Origin of the sequence: Streptomyces sp. Ag109_O5-10, assembly GCF_900105755.1 — a bacterium.
Classification (GTDB): domain Bacteria; phylum Actinomycetota; class Actinomycetes; order Streptomycetales; family Streptomycetaceae; genus Streptomyces.
This window is the reverse complement of sequence record NZ_FNTQ01000001.1, coordinates 3,889,079-3,904,019: the sequence shown is the minus strand read 5'-3', so window position 1 is coordinate 3,904,019 and position 14,941 is coordinate 3,889,079. Positions and strand designations below refer to the sequence as shown.

The 14,941-nt window shown below is 71.4% G+C and carries 13 protein-coding genes and 1 riboswitch; of the genes, 8 read left to right on the top strand and 5 right to left on the bottom strand.

Going from position 1 to position 14,941, the window contains the following annotated elements; translation table 11 throughout:
• Positions 1 to 171: 171 nt before the first annotated feature.
• On the bottom strand, positions 172 to 1,383 hold the full coding sequence (fahA, locus tag BLW82_RS17835) for a fumarylacetoacetase (protein ID WP_093508103.1): 1,212 nt from the start codon (positions 1,381 to 1,383) through the stop codon (positions 172 to 174).
• Between the two features lie 277 nt (positions 1,384 to 1,660).
• Here fahA and BLW82_RS17830 point away from each other — a divergent pair, with 277 nt between their 5' ends.
• The 3 genes from BLW82_RS17830 to BLW82_RS17820 all read left to right on the top strand — a co-directional run bounded on the left by BLW82_RS17830 (position 1,661) and on the right by BLW82_RS17820 (position 4,211).
• A complete protein-coding gene (locus tag BLW82_RS17830) occupies positions 1,661 to 2,914 on the top strand; it encodes a carboxylate--amine ligase (RefSeq protein WP_093499738.1) in 1,254 nt (417 codons plus the stop codon).
• Between the two features lie 98 nt (positions 2,915 to 3,012).
• A complete protein-coding gene (locus BLW82_RS17825; RefSeq protein WP_093499737.1) occupies positions 3,013 to 3,354 on the top strand; it encodes a hypothetical protein in 342 nt (113 codons plus the stop codon).
• A gap of 50 nt (positions 3,355 to 3,404) precedes the next feature.
• Positions 3,405 to 4,211, top strand: a complete 807-nt coding sequence (locus tag BLW82_RS17820; protein ID WP_093499736.1) for an HAD family hydrolase — start codon at positions 3,405 to 3,407, stop codon at positions 4,209 to 4,211.
• A gap of 18 nt (positions 4,212 to 4,229) precedes the next feature.
• Here BLW82_RS17820 and BLW82_RS17815 read toward each other — a convergent pair whose 3' ends face one another.
• Positions 4,230 to 4,709: a transglycosylase SLT domain-containing protein gene (locus tag BLW82_RS17815; RefSeq protein ID WP_093499735.1), complete on the bottom strand. Its 480-nt coding sequence runs from the start codon at positions 4,707 to 4,709 to the stop codon at positions 4,230 to 4,232.
• A 5-nt stretch (positions 4,710 to 4,714) separates the two neighbouring features.
• Positions 4,715 to 4,911: riboswitch (cyclic di-AMP (ydaO/yuaA leader) on the bottom strand.
• A 1,257-nt stretch (positions 4,912 to 6,168) separates the two neighbouring features.
• Between BLW82_RS17815 and BLW82_RS17810 the strand changes: the two genes are divergently transcribed.
• From BLW82_RS17810 to BLW82_RS44460, 5 genes are all read left to right on the top strand, one after another.
• Entirely contained in the window at positions 6,169 to 7,179 is a 1,011-nt protein-coding gene (locus BLW82_RS17810) for a polyprenyl synthetase family protein (protein WP_093499734.1), read from the top strand.
• A 458-nt stretch (positions 7,180 to 7,637) separates the two neighbouring features.
• Entirely contained in the window at positions 7,638 to 8,906 is a 1,269-nt protein-coding gene (locus BLW82_RS17805; protein ID WP_093499733.1) for a LolA family protein, read from the top strand.
• A gap of 57 nt (positions 8,907 to 8,963) precedes the next feature.
• Positions 8,964 to 9,974 (top strand): ABC transporter ATP-binding protein, encoded by a 1,011-nt coding sequence (locus BLW82_RS17800; protein WP_093499732.1) that lies wholly within the window; start codon positions 8,964 to 8,966, stop codon positions 9,972 to 9,974.
• On the top strand, positions 9,961 to 10,848 hold the full coding sequence (locus BLW82_RS17795) for an ABC transporter permease (protein WP_093499731.1): 888 nt from the start codon (positions 9,961 to 9,963) through the stop codon (positions 10,846 to 10,848). The genes BLW82_RS17800 and BLW82_RS17795 overlap by 14 nt, the downstream gene beginning before the upstream one ends.
• 202 nt (positions 10,849 to 11,050) lie before the next feature.
• Positions 11,051 to 12,361: a hypothetical protein gene (locus BLW82_RS44460; RefSeq protein ID WP_093499730.1), complete on the top strand. Its 1,311-nt coding sequence runs from the start codon at positions 11,051 to 11,053 to the stop codon at positions 12,359 to 12,361.
• A gap of 34 nt (positions 12,362 to 12,395) precedes the next feature.
• Here the strand turns inward: BLW82_RS44460 and BLW82_RS17785 are convergent, their stop codons facing one another.
• The 3 genes from BLW82_RS17785 to BLW82_RS17775 all read right to left on the bottom strand — a co-directional run bounded on the left by BLW82_RS17785 (position 12,396) and on the right by BLW82_RS17775 (position 14,828).
• On the bottom strand, positions 12,396 to 12,860 hold the full coding sequence (locus BLW82_RS17785; protein ID WP_093499729.1) for a VOC family protein: 465 nt from the start codon (positions 12,858 to 12,860) through the stop codon (positions 12,396 to 12,398).
• A gap of 31 nt (positions 12,861 to 12,891) precedes the next feature.
• Positions 12,892 to 13,857: an EamA family transporter RarD gene (gene rarD / locus BLW82_RS17780; RefSeq protein ID WP_093499728.1), complete on the bottom strand. Its 966-nt coding sequence runs from the start codon at positions 13,855 to 13,857 to the stop codon at positions 12,892 to 12,894.
• 119 nt (positions 13,858 to 13,976) lie between these two features.
• Complete coding sequence (locus tag BLW82_RS17775) at positions 13,977 to 14,828, bottom strand: NAD(P)H-binding protein (RefSeq protein WP_093499727.1); 852 nt, start codon at positions 14,826 to 14,828, stop codon at positions 13,977 to 13,979.
• Positions 14,829 to 14,941 lie beyond the last annotated feature (113 nt).

Genomic DNA, 14,941 nt, shown 5'->3' with positions numbered 1-14,941 from the left:
ACCTGGCGCGCGCCGGCGTGTCCCGTGGTGCGCGCGCCGACGCCTCGCATGGTGCGCGTGCGGGCGCATCGCATGGTGCGTGTCCCGTCAGTATGACGGTGCCGGGTGCCCCGAGTCAGGTGTCGACGGCGATCCGGGCACACCCTTCCGTTCACCGGCCGGGCGTCCCCCTCACCCCGCCACGACCCGCCCGCTGACCTCCCCGAGCCCCACCCGGCTGCCGCCCGGCCCCGGAGCCCAGCCCGACAGCGTCACCACGTCGCCGTCCTCCAGGTACGTCCGCTTTCCGTCCGGCAGTTCGAGCGGCTCGCTTCCGTTCCAGGTCAGCTCCAGCAGGGACCCGCGCTGTCCGGGCTCCGCACCGCTCACCGTGCCGGAGCCGTACAGGTCGCCGGTGCGCAGGGAGGCGCCGTTGACCGTCAGGTGGGCGAGTTGCTGGGCGGCGGTCCAGTACATGGTGGAGAACGGCGGCTCGGACACCGTCTGCCCGTTGATCGCGATGGAGATCCGCAGGTCGTAGCCGGCGGGTTCCTCCGCGGCGTCGTCGAGGTACGGCAGCAGCGGATGCGTCCGACGCGGCGGGGCGACCCGGGCCTCTTCCAGCGCGTCGAGCGGGGTGATCCAGGCCGAGACCGAGGTGGCGAACGACTTGCCGAGGAACGGGCCGAGCGGGACGTACTCCCAGGCCTGGATGTCCCGCGCCGACCAGTCGTTCAGCAGGCAGAGGCCGAACACGTGCTCCCTGAAGTCGGCGAGTGCCACCGGGCTGCCCTGGGGTGAGGGCGTGCCGACGACGAAGCCGACCTCGGCCTCGATGTCCAGCCGTACCGACGGGCCGAACACCGGTGCCGGGTCCGAGGGTGCCTTCCGCTGCCCCGAGGGCCGTACGACGTCCGTGCCGGACACCACGACCGTGCCCGCGCGGCCGTGATAACCGATCGGCAGGTGCTTCCAGTTGGGGGTGAGCGGTTCGGCGGCGTCGGGGCGGAAGATGCGGCCGGCGTTTCGGGCGTGGTTCTCGGAGGCGTAGAAGTCGACGTAGTCGGCGACCTCGAAGGGCAGGTGCAGGGTCACCTCGGCCAGCGGGTGCAGGAGGGGGGCGAGGGCCTCCCGGTGCGCGGGCACGGTCACCCAGGCGGTCAGCGCGCGCCGTACGTCCGACCAGGCGGTGCGGCCGGCGGCCAGCAGCGGGTTGAGGGTCGGCCGGGCGAGCAGGGAGGCGTAGGGGGAGCCGAGCGCGACGGCCGCGGCGCCCGCGTCGAGGACGTGGTCGCCGAGGCGCACGCCGACCCTCCGGTCCGAGCTCTCGGAGGTCGAGAACACGCCATAGGGAAGGTTGTTCGGGCCGAAGGGGTCACCCTCGGGGACCTCGAAGGGGGGCAAGGAGGGCATGGGGTGGCTGCCTCGCTCTCATCCGTGCCGCGCGGGGGACGGCCATGTGGCGACGTCACTATGGCGTTGCGCGGCATTCCATGTGGTCGCGCCACACGTTACGGGTGAGTTGGCTGTCGTGACAGTGTCTAAAGAGTTCGCAATGTCCTAATAGGCCTTGTCGGAGTAGGCAATTCCGGCTTAGCGTCCTTTGGGGGACACGGACGGGGTGGATCCGGTCCGTAGAGGGGGACACGTGGGGGGACCCGTGGCCAGGAATGCCGTCAGCGTGCCGTTCGAGGCGGACCGCGACGTGCCGGGCCTGATCGTCAAGTTCGGCGACTATCCGCTGCATCACGGCGGGGTCGGTGCGATTCGCAGTCTGGGCCGCCTGGGCGTTCCCATGTACGCGATCACGGAGGACGCGTACACGCCGGCGGCTTCGTCCCGCTATCTCAAGCGGGCGTTCGTGTGGCCGACGACAGGCGCCGAGGAACCGGACCATCTCGTCGAGGGGCTGTTGCGCATCGGCCGCCGCATCGGCCGTCCGACGGTGCTGATCCCCACCGACGAGGAGGCCGCCGTCCTGATCGCCGAGCACCAGGACGCGCTCGGCGACCGTTTCCTCTTTCCGCGCGTGGACCCGGAACTGCCCCGCCGGCTGGCGAGCAAGCAGGGCCTGCACGAACTGTGCCTGGAACACGGCATCCCGAGCCCGGCGGCCGCTTTCCCCGACTCGTACGACGAGATCGCGGACTTCGCGGAGAAGGCCCGCTTCCCGATCGTCGCCAAGAACCGTGAGGCGTTCGTCCGGCGCAAGCAGCCCGCCGTCAACGGAACGACGCGGATCGCCACCAGGGAGGGACTGCTCGCCCTCGCCCGTGACTGGGGCACCCATCCGGGTGTCATCCTCCAGGAGTACCTCCCGAGGGAGGAGGCCGAGGACTGGATCGTGCACGCCTATTTCGACGCCGACTCCACTCCGCGCGCTCTGTTCACCGGGGTCAAGGTCCGCTCCTGGCCGCCGCACGCCGGCATGACCGCGAACGCGTACGTCGTCGACAACCCGGAACTCGCCGACCTCGCTGCGCGTTTCATCAAGCAGATCGGCTTCACCGGAGTCATCGATCTCGACCTGCGCTTCGACCGGCGCGACGGTCAGTACAAGCTGCTCGACTTCAACCCGCGGATGGGCGCCCAGTTCCGGCTCTTCGAGAGCGAGTCGGGGGTGGACGTCGTCCGTGCCATGCATCTGGACCTGACGGGGCGCCGCGTTCCGGAGGGGGAACAGCGCACCGGCCACCGTTACGTGGTGGAGAACATCGATTTGCCCGCCCTCCTCGCCTACCGCCGCAGCGGCTACACGACACCGCATGCGCCGAAGCGGCCGAGCGGGACCGAGCTGGCCTGGCTGGCGGGTGACGACCCACTGCCGTTCGTCACCATGCTCGCCCGTTTCGTGCGTCCGGGTGCGCGGCACCTCTACCAGCTGTGGCGCACCAACCGCCGCGGCTCCGGCAACGCCACGAAGCAGGCGCCGTAGCCGCCGTGACCGGCACCGACGCCTTCGGCGGCGGTCCCGTCCTCACCGTCCGCGGGCCGTGACGACGGCGCACCGATCGCCTCGCCGCAGACCACGTCATGGCCGCCGCCGACCACGTCATGGCCGCCGGCGGCAACCGCGTGGACACCGGCGCGACGGGCTTCCTCGGCCCTGGTCAGGCACCTGTCGCCGCCGGCGCACGCCCTGCACCCCAAGGCCGTGCCGTCCACGTCGGCGCAGCGCCGCCCCAACGGCTCGTGCGCGGCGTCCGGTTCGACTGCGTCGCCGTCCCCGTCGAACCGGAGTCCGAGCCGTCGGAACTCCCCGACGTGCAGCGCGTCGCCGGCCGGGTCCTCGGGGGACAGGTGCCGAGCGTCTCGGGAAACCGGACGCTCGCCACCGGCAACGGCCCCATCACGAAGGCGACGGCCGCCACTTGAGGCCGAAACGCACGTGAGTCCCACGGCCGTGCTGTCCGTATTCTCTGATCATGGTCGCACCCTCCCCGTACTCACTGATCGCCACCGACTTGGACGGCACGCTGCTGCGCGGCGACGACACCCTGTCGGAACGGTCGCTCGCCGCGCTCGGGCGAGCCCGCCGGGCCGGTGCCCAGCACCTCGTGGTGACCGGCCGCCCGGCCCCGAGAGTGCGGCCGCTCCTCGACGACCTCGGCTGCACGGGGCTCGCGGTCTGCGGCCAGGGCGCGCAGGTGTACGACGCCGGCGCGCACCGGATGCTGTGGTCGGTCACCCTGGACCGGGAGCTGGCGGAGACCGCCCTCGGGAAGATCGAGGCCGAGGTCGGCCAGGTGTACGCGGCGGTCGACCAGGACGGCGTGGACGGGCTCACGCTCATCGAGCCGGGCTATCTGATGCCCCATCCCACGCTGCCCGCGCTGCGCGTCGCCCGGCGCGACGACCTGTGGTGCGCGCCGATCAGCAAGGTACTGCTGCGCCACCACACCCTCTCCGACGACGAACTGGCGACGATCGCCCGCTCGGTCGTCGGATCACTGGCCACGGTCACCATGTCGGGGCCGGGCACCGTCGAACTGCAGCCGTGCGGCGTGACCAAGGCGACCGGACTCGCGCTGGCCGCCGACCGGCTGGGGCTGACCCCCGGACGGGCCATCGCCTTCGGCGACATGCCCAATGACATCCCGATGTTCGAGTGGGCGGCCCACGGGGTGGCGATGGCCAACGCCCACCCCGAACTCAGGGCTGTGGCCGACGAGATCACCACGTCGAACGAGGACGACGGCATCGCCGTCGTCCTCGAAGGACTCTTCGACTGACGCGAGGCGTCGGTCAGGTCAGTACGCGCCGTTGACGTTGTCGATCGAGCCGTACCGCGCGGCGGCGTAGTTGCAGGCGGCGGTGATGTTCGCGACCGGGTCGTAGATGTCGAACGACGTGCCGTCCACGTGGTAGGCCTTGAACGTCGGGTCGATGACCTGGAGCAGGCCCTTGGACGGGATGCCCTTGGCCGCGTTGGAGTCCCAGAGGTTGATCGCCCGCGGGTTGCCGGAGGACTCGCGCATCAGGTTGCGGTAGATGCCGTTGTAGGTGCCCGGGATCTTCTTCTCCGCCATGATCGCGAGCGACTCGCGGATCCAGCCGTCGAGGTTGTTCGGGTACCCGGCGAGGGTCGTGGAGGCCGTCGTGGTGGTGGAGGAGGCGGCGGACGCGGCCGTCGCCCCGATGAGCGGGAGGGCGAGGACGGCGGCACCGGTGCCGATGACGGCGAGCGTGCGGACGATGTGGTTACGGCGGTGCTGGGGGGCAGCGGGCATGGCGAGGTTCCTCTCCGTCGCCTGCGAGGTGAGCTGTCGGGTTCGGGCCCGGGGAGTTCCCGGCCGTACCGCCCGAAGGCGGTACGACTTCACCCCTAGCCGTTCCGGAACGACGTCTGTTCTGTGACGTCGGCCGCCCGGTCCGGCGACTTACCTGGGTCCCCCGCTCCTGCCATGCGAATGAACTCGTTGATGGGTCACTACGGGCGGCGGCAGGATTCGGCGTCCGCCCGGCGAGCCGGAACGTATGCGAGAGCACATGTCCGAAACAAGAGCCTGATTCATACAAATGCCGATTGACCTTGATCTGTGCCGTATGGGGCGCTTGATCCTTTGCGGTCGCCAATCCTCAACTGGCCCACTGGAAAAGGGAAGGAAGGGTCACCTAACAACCCTTGTGGTGTCGGGGCTCACGTGACCCATTTCACGAAACGGCAATAATGGCAAAGCGGACATTATGGACTATCGGAATCCTCCTTTTCCCGGTTCGGCGGAATACCGTCCAGCTCGCATTGGTTGGAATTGCGCCCCGAGGTGTGCCTATATGGGTGATTGGAGAGATTAGTCCGAATTGATAGATCCTGTGGATTTCTGGCCGATAGGGGGCGGGTGAGGGGGGCGAGTGTCGCCGGTCGGGCTCAATGACGCAGGCGGGGAGGCTGGTTGGGGGCCCGGGCCGGGGTGTGTCGAAGATCGATATGTGCGTGATTCTCATCACGTCGGGGGAAGGGTGTCAGGGGCATCGGGGATCGCCGGTGCGCGTGTCCGTCGTGAGGACGGAACCTCCGCGGCGGTGCGAGTCGTTGACATGACGGCAGCCTGGGCGGGGACCCGGGTGTGCGATGTCCCTGCGGGCCGACGGGGGGAAGGGCGGGCATCCCGTGCGCGCGTAGGGGTGCCGTTCCGTCGGCCGGCGGGATGGCGGTCGGGCAGGCGCGCATACAGGAGTCGCAGGCCGAGGGATGCGGGTCGGCGGAACGCGGAGGTCGTCGTGCGTGGACCCGTGGAGGAAGGGTGTGCGGACGGGTGCGGGATGCCGCCGTTCGTGCGCCGGGTGTCCCCGTCGGCCCGAGTGGGGGGCGGCGGAGAGGGGTACACCCGGGCAAGTGGCGCCGGACGGGGGGAGCGGGGCCCTGTCCGCGCGGCGGCTGTCCGGAGGGTTCGTTGCCGGACGGATCCGGAGCACCGCCCCGGATCAGGGCCCGGCGCGGGGGCCGGTGCGGGACACGAGCTGGGCCTCGGTTCGGGACAACTGGCCGCACTTCCTGTTAAGTCAGTAGATGTCAGGTCGTATCAGCTGATCAAGAACATAACGGTCGTGATCCGATAGCGCCCGGGGTGTAACCGTGGGCGCTATCGGTGATCGAAACCTGACCGGATACGCTGACTTGAGTGATGGCAGCGACCTATCGACAAACCGTGTAATCGCCAGTAGACACCAGCAGACAGGAGACCCCTCGTGACCGTCGTCGGGCCGTTCGGGCTGAGCGTGCGGGACCAGGCTCTGGAAGCCGATGTCCAGGCCGGATTGACGGCTGTCGAGGAAGGCTTGCTAGACGCCACCAAGAGCGAGGTCCCGTTCATCACGGAGGCCGCGCAGCACCTCGTGCGGGCCGGGGGGAAGCGGTTCCGTCCGCTGCTGGTGATGCTCGCCGCGCAGTTCGGCGACCCGTACGCGCCCGGGGTCGTGCCGTCGGCCGTCGTCGTCGAGCTCACCCACCTGGCCACGCTGTACCACGACGACGTCATGGACGAGGCCGCCGTGCGCCGCGGTGTCGACAGCGCCAACACCCGCTGGGGCAATTCGCTGGCGGTCCTCACCGGCGACTTCCTCTTCGCCCGGGCCTCCCAGATCCTCGCCGACCTCGGCCCCGAGGCGGTCCGGGTCCAGGCCCTCGCGTTCGAACGGCTGGTGACCGGGCAGATCCTGGAGACGGCAGGCCCGTCGGACGGCCGTGACCCGGTCGAGCACTACCTCGACGTGCTCAGCGGCAAGACCGGCTCGCTGGTCGCGGTCTCCTGCCGCTTCGGCGCGATGCTGTCCGGTGCCGACGAGACGGTCGTCGACGTCCTCACGCAGTACGGCGAACGGCTCGGCGTCGCCTTCCAGCTCGCCGACGACGTCCTGGACATCGCCTCCGACTCGCACGAGTCCGGGAAGACCCCGGGGACGGACCTCCGCGAGGGTGTGCCCACGCTTCCGGTGCTGCGGCTGCGGGAGCGGGCGGCCCGGCTGGGGCTGGCCGAGGACATCGCTCTGTGCGAGCTGCTCGACTCCGACCTCACGGACGACGCGCGGCACGCGGAGGCCCTGACGGCGCTGCGGGCGCATCCGGCGCTGGAGCAGGCCCGCCGGGACGCGGTCCGGTACGCGGAGGAGGCGCGGGCCGCGCTGAGCCCGCTGCCGGAATGCGTCCCGAAGGCGGCGCTCGTGGAGCTGTGCGACGCGGTGGTGCACCGAGCCGGATAGGCCTTCCGGCCGCTCCCGCTCCCACGCCCCGGCTGCCGGCTCCCGCACCCCGGCTGCCGTCGTCGGCATCCCCTGCCGGGCGGACCACGTGGGCACCCTCTGCCGGGCGGACCACATGGGCGTCCCCCGTTGGGCGGACCAGGTAATCGTGCGGCACCGATCGGAGTGGACACGGCACGCGGACCAACCGGATACGGCCGGCTGGCCGGACGGACACGGACCGTGACGGGAGGCCTCTTCACCGCACGACCCCTACGGGTCGGGGGAGGCGTCTCCACCCCTGTGTCATACCGCAGGTGTACGCGGAGTTGGCTCCGTGGTCTGACGCTTACCCGCCCCCGATTTGGTGAGATGGAAGCCACGGAAATCACCACCACTCACCGATTCGGGTGAGAATGGCGGCTCAGGGTGGGACACGTGCGAGGACGGCCGCCGCCGACGACGGAGGTAGGGCACACATGGCACCGTACGAATCCGACGACAGCACGGGGGCCGCGCAGGCCGGCGACGAGCCGCGCGACGAGTTGCGCGCCGAGCGACGGCGCAAGGCCGCACGATACGTCGTCCCCGTCGCGGTGGTGGGCGTGGCCGCGGCCACCATCGGCCTGGTCCCGGCGCTCGCCAATTCCGGCGACCCCGACCTGCCGAAGATCACCGCGCAGGAACTCATCGACAAGATCGCCAAGTCGGACGTGCAGCAGCTCTCCGGCACCGTGAAGATCAGTACGGACCTCGGCCTGCCCGACCTCGGCGGTCTGGAGAGCAGCCTGATGTCCGGTGCGGCGCAGGGCAGCGGCGACGGTTCGTCCGCCGACCCGACCAGCAAGCTCACCGAGCTGGCCTCCGGCACGCACACCCTGCGGGTGGCCGCCGACGGCCCCGAGAAGCAGAAGGTGTCGGTGCTGGAGAGCGGCGCCGAGTACAGCCTCATCCACAACGGCACCGACGTGTGGGGCTACGACAGCAAGTCCAACGAGGTCTACCACTCCACCGCCGCCGACTCCGGCAAGGCCGAGCGGCACGAAACCCCGGCCACGCCCAAGGACTTCGCCGACGAGGTCCTCAAGTCGGTCGACGACACCACGTCGGTGACGGTCGACGGCACCGCCCAGGTGGGCGGCCGGGACGCCTACCGGCTCGTGGTCAAGCCCAAGCAGTCCGGTACGACGGTCGGCGCGATCAGCATCGCGGTGGACGCGAAGACCGGTACGCCGCTGAAGTTCACGCTCACTCCGTCCAGCGGCGGCGCGGCTGTCGTCGACGCCGGTTACACCCAGGTCAGCTTCGCGAAGCCGGCCGCCTCCACCTTCGACTTCACCCCGCCCAAGGGTGCCAAGGTCACCGAGGGCGACCATGCGGGCAAGGCCGGCAAGGCGGCTGGGGGCACCAGGTACGGGACGGACCAGGGCGGCAAGACCTCCAAGACCCCCGGCGACGGCTCCGCCAAGGGCCTCGACAAGTCCGGCTTCCACGTCCTCGGCAAGGGCTGGAACTCCATAGCGGTCCTCGACACCGGCAGCAAGGGCGGCGTGCCCACCGGCTCCGCCTCCGGCGGCGGCAACCTGAGCGGCTTCCTCGGCTCGCTCGGTGACCCCGTCTCCGGCAAGTTCGGCAAGGGCACCGTCTTCTCCACCCGGCTGATCAACGCCCTGATGACGGACGACGGCAAGGTGTACGTCGGTGCCGTGGACAAGGCCGCACTGGTGAAGGCGGCCAACGCCGGCTGACAGGGGCAGCGCGGGTGCGGTGGCCAGCCTCTGCCGCACGACGAATCGAGGGAGCCGATGGACCGACCGTCCGCCACGGAGCGGGAACCGGAGGACTCCGGGCACCCCGGGGACCTGGGGGACGACGCGCAGGTGGCCGCGGGTGTCATCGACACCCGCGGCCTCACCAAGCGCTACCACGGCGGACAGCTCGCCGTGGACGGTCTGGACCTGACCGTCCCCGCGGGCAGCGTCTTCGGCTTCCTCGGCCCGAACGGCTCCGGCAAGACCACCACCATCCGCATGCTGATGGGCCTGATCGCACCCACCTCGGGCACCGCCCGCGTCCTCGGCCACCCGATGCCGCGCGCCTCACGCGTCGTACTGCCGCACGTCGGCGCCCTCATCGAGGGCCCGGCGCTGTACGGCTTCCTCTCCGGCCGCGACAACCTGCTGCGGTACGACGCCGCCGACCCGGCCGCCGACCCGCGCACCCGGCGCGCCCGCGTGGAGGCCGCGCTGGACCGGGTGGGACTCGGAGCCGCCGCCGCGAAGAAGGCGAAGGCCTACTCCCTCGGCATGAAGCAGCGCCTGGGCCTCGCAGCCGCGCTGCTCCAGCCCCGCAGGCTGCTGGTTCTGGACGAGCCGACGAACGGCCTCGACCCGCAGGGCATGCGGGAGATCCGCTCCCTGGTGCGGGAACTGGCCGGGGACGGCACGACCGTGTTCCTCTCCTCCCATCTCCTCGACGAGATCGAGCAGGTCTGCACCCACGCGGCCGTGATGGCGCAGGGTCGGCTGATCGCCCAGGGCGCGGTGGCCGACCTGGCGGCCGGGGCGCGCGGTCGGCTCGTGGTGACCACCCCGGATCCGGGGGAGGCGGCCCGGGTGCTCAAGGAACAGGGCGTCGCGGACGTCGTCGCCGCCGAGGACCGGGTGACCGGCGAGCCGCCCGAGCGCGACCTCGCCGAGGTCAACGCGGCGCTCGTCACGGCGGGCGTCCGGGTCCGCGGCTTCACCGTGGAACGGGCCTCCCTGGAGGACGCGTTCGTGGCACTGACCGGAGAGGGCTTCGATGTCGCGGGCTGACCTGGCCGTCGTGGACGCAGCGGCCCCGCGGCCGAACCCGCTGTGGAGCCTCGGCCTGCTGCGCAGCGAGCTCGTCACCACGTTCCGTCGCTGGCGCACCCTCGCTCTGCTCGGCGTGCTGGCGGCCGTGCCGATCCTCGTCGGGTTCGCCGTCAGGATCGAGACGCGGGGCGGCGGGCAGGTCGGCCGGGGCGGCGGCGAAGGCCCGGCGTTCATCAGCCAGGTCACCAACAACGGGCTGTTCCTGGTGTTCACGGCGCTGGCCGCGACCCTCCCGTTCTTCCTGCCGATGGCCGTCGGGGTGGTCGCCGGGGACGCGGTCGCGGGCGAGGCCGACGCCGGCACCCTGCGCTATCTCCTGGTCGCCCCGGCGGGCCGCACCCGCCTCCTGCTCGCCAAGTACGCGACGACGATGGCCTTCTGCCTGGTCGCGACCCTGGTGGTGGCGGCTTCCGCGCTCGCCGTCGGTGCGCTCCTCTTCCCGCTCGGCGACCTGACAACGATCTCCGGCACCCGGATCTCCTTCGCCGACGGCTTCGGCCGCGCCCTGCTGATCGCCCTGGTGGTCGCCGCGTCCCTGGCCGGCGTCGCCGCCCTCGGTCTGTTCGTGTCCACCCTGACCAATAGCGGCATCGCGGCGATGGCGACGACCGTGGGCCTGGTCATCACGGTCCAGATCCTCGACCAGATACCCCAGCTGCACGCGCTGCAGCCGTACTTCTTCTCCCACTACTGGCTGTCCTTCGCCGACCTGATGCGCGACCCCGTCTACTGGGACGACCTGGTCAAGAACCTGGAGCTGCAGGCCCTGTACACGGCGGTGTTCGGATCGGCGGCCTGGGCACGGTTCACGACGAGGGACATCACCGCCTAACTGCGCCCGCACCACCCCGGCCTCGGCCCGAGTCCCGGTGCGCCCGCGCCCCGGTCCCGCCGCGCCCCGCCGAAGGCTCCTTCCTGGTGCGAGGCTGTGACGTCGTGGTGACGCGCGAGTCGTTGCGAACGGAGACACTGGATCGTACGCACGAGTACGACCTGGGTACGACCGGATGGTGACGCCGGGGGAATGAGGGCCGATGTCCCGACTCAGCCGCGAGGAGAAGCGGGAAGTCCAGCAGGAGGGACGCCTGGCACCGATCGACGTCCGGGTGGCGGGCGCGGCCGCTTCCGTGGACGGCGTACCGCTGCTCCCCGGCCCCGGTGAGGAACCCCAGCAGGCGGTCCTCAACCACCTCCAGCGCCTCGCCCGCGCCACCGGCCGCCCGGTCCTCGCCACCGTCCACGACACCCGCATCGGCTACGTCGTCCCCCTTCAGGTGAACCTGGACGGCTCCAGCAGCTTCACCGGTGACCCGGTTCGACTGGCGGCACCGGCCCCCGAGCCGAAGGAACAGCCCGAGCCGAAGGCACCCGCACCGACCGAACCGGCACCCGCCCAACCCGCGCCCGCCCATCCCGCACCCGCCCATCCCGCACCCGCCCAACCCGCGCCGGCCCAACCGATGCAGGCGGCGGCCCCGACGTTCCCCCGGCAGGCATTGCACGCGGTACCGCAACCGCCCGCCGCCCCGCCGGTCCCGCCCATGCCGTCGGCCCCATCAGCCCTGGCCCCGCCGCTGCCGCCCGCGCCCGGTACCGTGCGCCCGCCCACCGGCGTCTTCGGCCCGCCGCCCGTCATGAGCCCCCCTGCCACCCCTACGGCCCCTGCCACCCCTCCGGCCCCTGCCCCTACCCCCGCTCCGGCCCCTGCCGCCGCCCCCGCGCCCGCCCGCGAAGAGCCGGCGGCCGACCGGTACCCGAACCCGGACCCCGACCTCCGCTCCACCCACATCCCCACGCCCACCCCCGCCCGCGGGTTCGACGCGGTCGCCGAGGAGGTGCTCGGGGACGAGCCCGTGACGCTGACGGCGGAAGGGGCCGCGCTGCTCACCGAGCCGGTGGCGCGGATCAACGAGGCCGTCCGGACGGGCCGTATCGAAGCGGCGGCCGAACTCGCGGAGCGCACCGTCGCCGAGGCCGCCGCGGTCCTCGGCGCCGACCACACCGAGGTACTGCACCTGGGCGAGCTGACCGCCTACATCTCCTACCTGGCGGGCGACCCGGTGCGGGCCTTCCACCTCTCCCTCGACCTGGCCCGGCAGCGCCGGAATGCGGGGGACGGCGAGGCGGCGTACGGGAACGTGCGGAGCGCGGCGACCGCCTGGCGCGGGGTGCGCGACCCCGAGCACGGGTTGCGCCTGGGCCGCGAGCTGATCGACCTGTGGGCGCGGCTCGCCACCGAGGAGGGCCCGGCGGCCGACGTCGCCGAGGAAGAGGAACTGGAGTCGGCCCGCGCCCGGATGGCCCGCCTCACGGAACGCGCCCGCCGCGCGGCCGGGAACACCTGAGCGTCGCCGTCGCCGCCACCGCCCGCGGAACTCGTCACTGCACGCAGAAGTCGTTGCCCTCCGGGTCGGCCATCACGGTCCACGCCCCGGAGGGCTCGGAGACGTGCCGCACCACGGCAGCGCCCAGCGCCTCCAGGCGAGCCACCTCGTCCGCCCGCCTCCCCTCTCCGGCGTGCAGGTCGATGTGGAGCCTGTTCTTGCCGGACTTCGCCTCCGGCACCCGCTGGAACAGCAGCCGCCGCCCCAGTCCCGTCCCGCGCTCCTCGTCGTACGGGTCGTCCGGGTGCCGTACGGCGATCAGGTCCCGGAAGGCGGCACGGCCGTGGTACTCCAGGGTGGCCGCGTCCGGCAGCGCGCCCAGCTCGAGGAGCCGTGCCACGAACGCGCTGTTGTCCTCGGCCACGTAGTGCAGCGCCGCGGCCCAGAAGTCGGCCTGCGCGTGCGGGTCACGGGCGTCGACGACGAGTTTCCAGTGCAGGGGTGCTGGCGTCTGCGTCATGCCGCCCACTTATAGCCGACGGTTCCGACAGTCACACCTGACTTGCGGGAGTCTCCGAGACGGGGGCGGCCGGCCGTGGTAGGGGCGCCGCCGCGAGCGCCCGCGCGCCCCGGCGGGCGGTGCGCAGCGCGTCCCAGGTGAGCAGGGCGAGGGCGAGCCAGACCAGGACGAAGCCTGCCCAGCGCTCGGGCGGCATCGCCTCGTGGAAGTAGAGGATGCCCAGCAGGAACTGGAAGACCGGCGCGAGGTACTGCAGCAGGCCCAGCGTGGAGAGCGGCACGCGGATCGCGGCGGCGCCGAAGCAGACCAGCGGGACGGCGGTGACGATGCCGGTGGAGGCCAGCAGGGCGGCATGTCCCGCGCCGTGGTTGACGAAGCTGGACTCGCCCTGGCCGGACAGCCACAGCAGATAGCCGAGTGCCGGCAGGAACTGGATCGCGGTCTCCGCCGCGAGTGACTCGATGCCGCCGAGGTTGACCTTCTTCTTGACGAGCCCGTAGGTGGCGAAGGAGAAGGCGAGGACGAGGGAGATCCAAGGCGGCTGCCCGTAGCCGACGGCCAGGACGACGACTGCGGCGAATCCGACGCCCACCGCCGCCCACTGCGCGGGCCGCAGCCGTTCCTTCAGCAGCAGCACGCCCATGGCGATGGTCACCAGGGGGTTGATGAAGTAGCCGAGGGAGGCCTCGACGACGTGCCCGGCGTTCACGGCCCAGATGTAGACGCCCCAGTTGACGGTGATCACGGCGGCGGCGACCGTCACGAGAGCCAGCCGGCGCGGCTGGCGCAGCAGCTCGCCCGCCCAGGCCCAGCGCCGCACGAAGACGAGTGCGACGGCGACGAACGCGAGGGACCACACCATCCGGTGGGCCAGGATCTCCACCGACCCGGCGGGCTTCAGCAGCGGCCAGAACAGGGGGACCAGCCCCCACATCCCGTAGGCCGCGAAGCCGTTCACCAGTCCTGTCCGCCGCTCACCCTTCGATATGCCGGCCACCGGCCCTCCTCACACCCAGCTTCAGCACGCCGGGACGAAGGTAGCGCCGAGCACCCCGGTCTGTCATGGCCGTATCGGCATACGGTCATGACAGACCGGGGTGGGTCGTTTCTGCCGGTCTACTTGAGGGCGGCGGCGATCGCCTCGGAGATCGGGGAGGTCGGGCGTCCGGCCAGGCGGGAGAGGTCGCCGGAGTCGACGACCAGCTCGCCCTTGGCGATCGACGCGTCGACGTCGACCAGGACCGCGGCGAACATCTCCGGCACGCCGGCGTCGGTCAGGATGCCTTGCAGCACCTCGCCGGGCACGGAGTTGTAGGCGATCTCCCTGCCGGTCTGCCGCCCGATCTCGGCCGCGTACTCGGCGAAGCTCCAGGCGGTGTCGCCGCCGAGCTCGTACGTCCGGTTCTCGTGGCCCTCGCCGGTCAGCACGGCGACCGCGGCGGCCGCGTAGTCGGCGCGGGAGGCCGAGGAGACCCGGCCCTCGCCGGCGGCGGCGACGACGGCGTCGTGCGCCAGGACCGGGGCGAGGTTCTCGGTGTAGTTCTCGTGGTACCAGCCGTTGCGCAGCAGGGCGTACGGCAGGCCGGAGGCGAGCAGCACCTCCTCGGTGGCGCGGTGGTCGTCCACCAGCGAGGCGTGCAGGCTGCCGGGGGCGCTGGTGTACGCCAGCAGGGCCACGCCGGCCGCCTTGGCGGCGTCGATGACGACCTTGTGCTGGCCGGGCCGGCCCTTGTCGAACTCGTTGCCGGAGATCAGCAGCACCTTGTCGCCGGCGGCGAAGAGGCCGTCGAAGGTCTCGGGGGCGTTGTAGTCCGCGACGGCGATCGTCACGCCCGCGGCGGCGAAGTCGGCGGCCTTGGCCTCGTCGCGCACGACGGCGGTGATCTGTTCGGCCGGGACCTTCTCCAGCAGTTGCGTCACGACGTGACGGCCGAGGTGTCCGGTGGCTCCGGTGACGACGATGCTCATGGTGTGCGATCTCCTTGTGGGGTTCCGATGCACTAACCCTAGGGGGAGCGCTAACTATAGGAAAGTACCCACTTTGAAGTAAGGTACTGGCATGACCGTAAGTGCAGCCGAAG

Excerpts from the sequence above, each read along its gene's own strand:
- BLW82_RS17795 (WP_093499731.1), top strand. The coding sequence starts at position 9,961 with ATGTCGCGGGCTGACCTGGCCGTCGTGGACGCAGCGGCCCCGCGGCCG.
- BLW82_RS17775 (WP_093499727.1), bottom strand. The coding sequence starts at position 14,828 with ATGAGCATCGTCGTCACCGGAGCCACCGGACACCTCGGCCGTCACGTC.
- BLW82_RS17825 (WP_093499737.1), top strand. The coding sequence starts at position 3,013 with ATGGCCGCCGCCGACCACGTCATGGCCGCCGGCGGCAACCGCGTGGAC.
- BLW82_RS17820 (WP_093499736.1), top strand. The coding sequence starts at position 3,405 with ATGGTCGCACCCTCCCCGTACTCACTGATCGCCACCGACTTGGACGGC.
- BLW82_RS17805 (WP_093499733.1), top strand. The coding sequence starts at position 7,638 with ATGGCACCGTACGAATCCGACGACAGCACGGGGGCCGCGCAGGCCGGC.
- BLW82_RS17800 (WP_093499732.1), top strand. The coding sequence starts at position 8,964 with ATGGACCGACCGTCCGCCACGGAGCGGGAACCGGAGGACTCCGGGCAC.
- BLW82_RS17785 (WP_093499729.1), bottom strand. The coding sequence starts at position 12,860 with ATGACGCAGACGCCAGCACCCCTGCACTGGAAACTCGTCGTCGACGCC.
- BLW82_RS44460 (WP_093499730.1), top strand. The coding sequence starts at position 11,051 with ATGTCCCGACTCAGCCGCGAGGAGAAGCGGGAAGTCCAGCAGGAGGGA.
- BLW82_RS17815 (WP_093499735.1), bottom strand. The coding sequence starts at position 4,709 with ATGCCCGCTGCCCCCCAGCACCGCCGTAACCACATCGTCCGCACGCTC.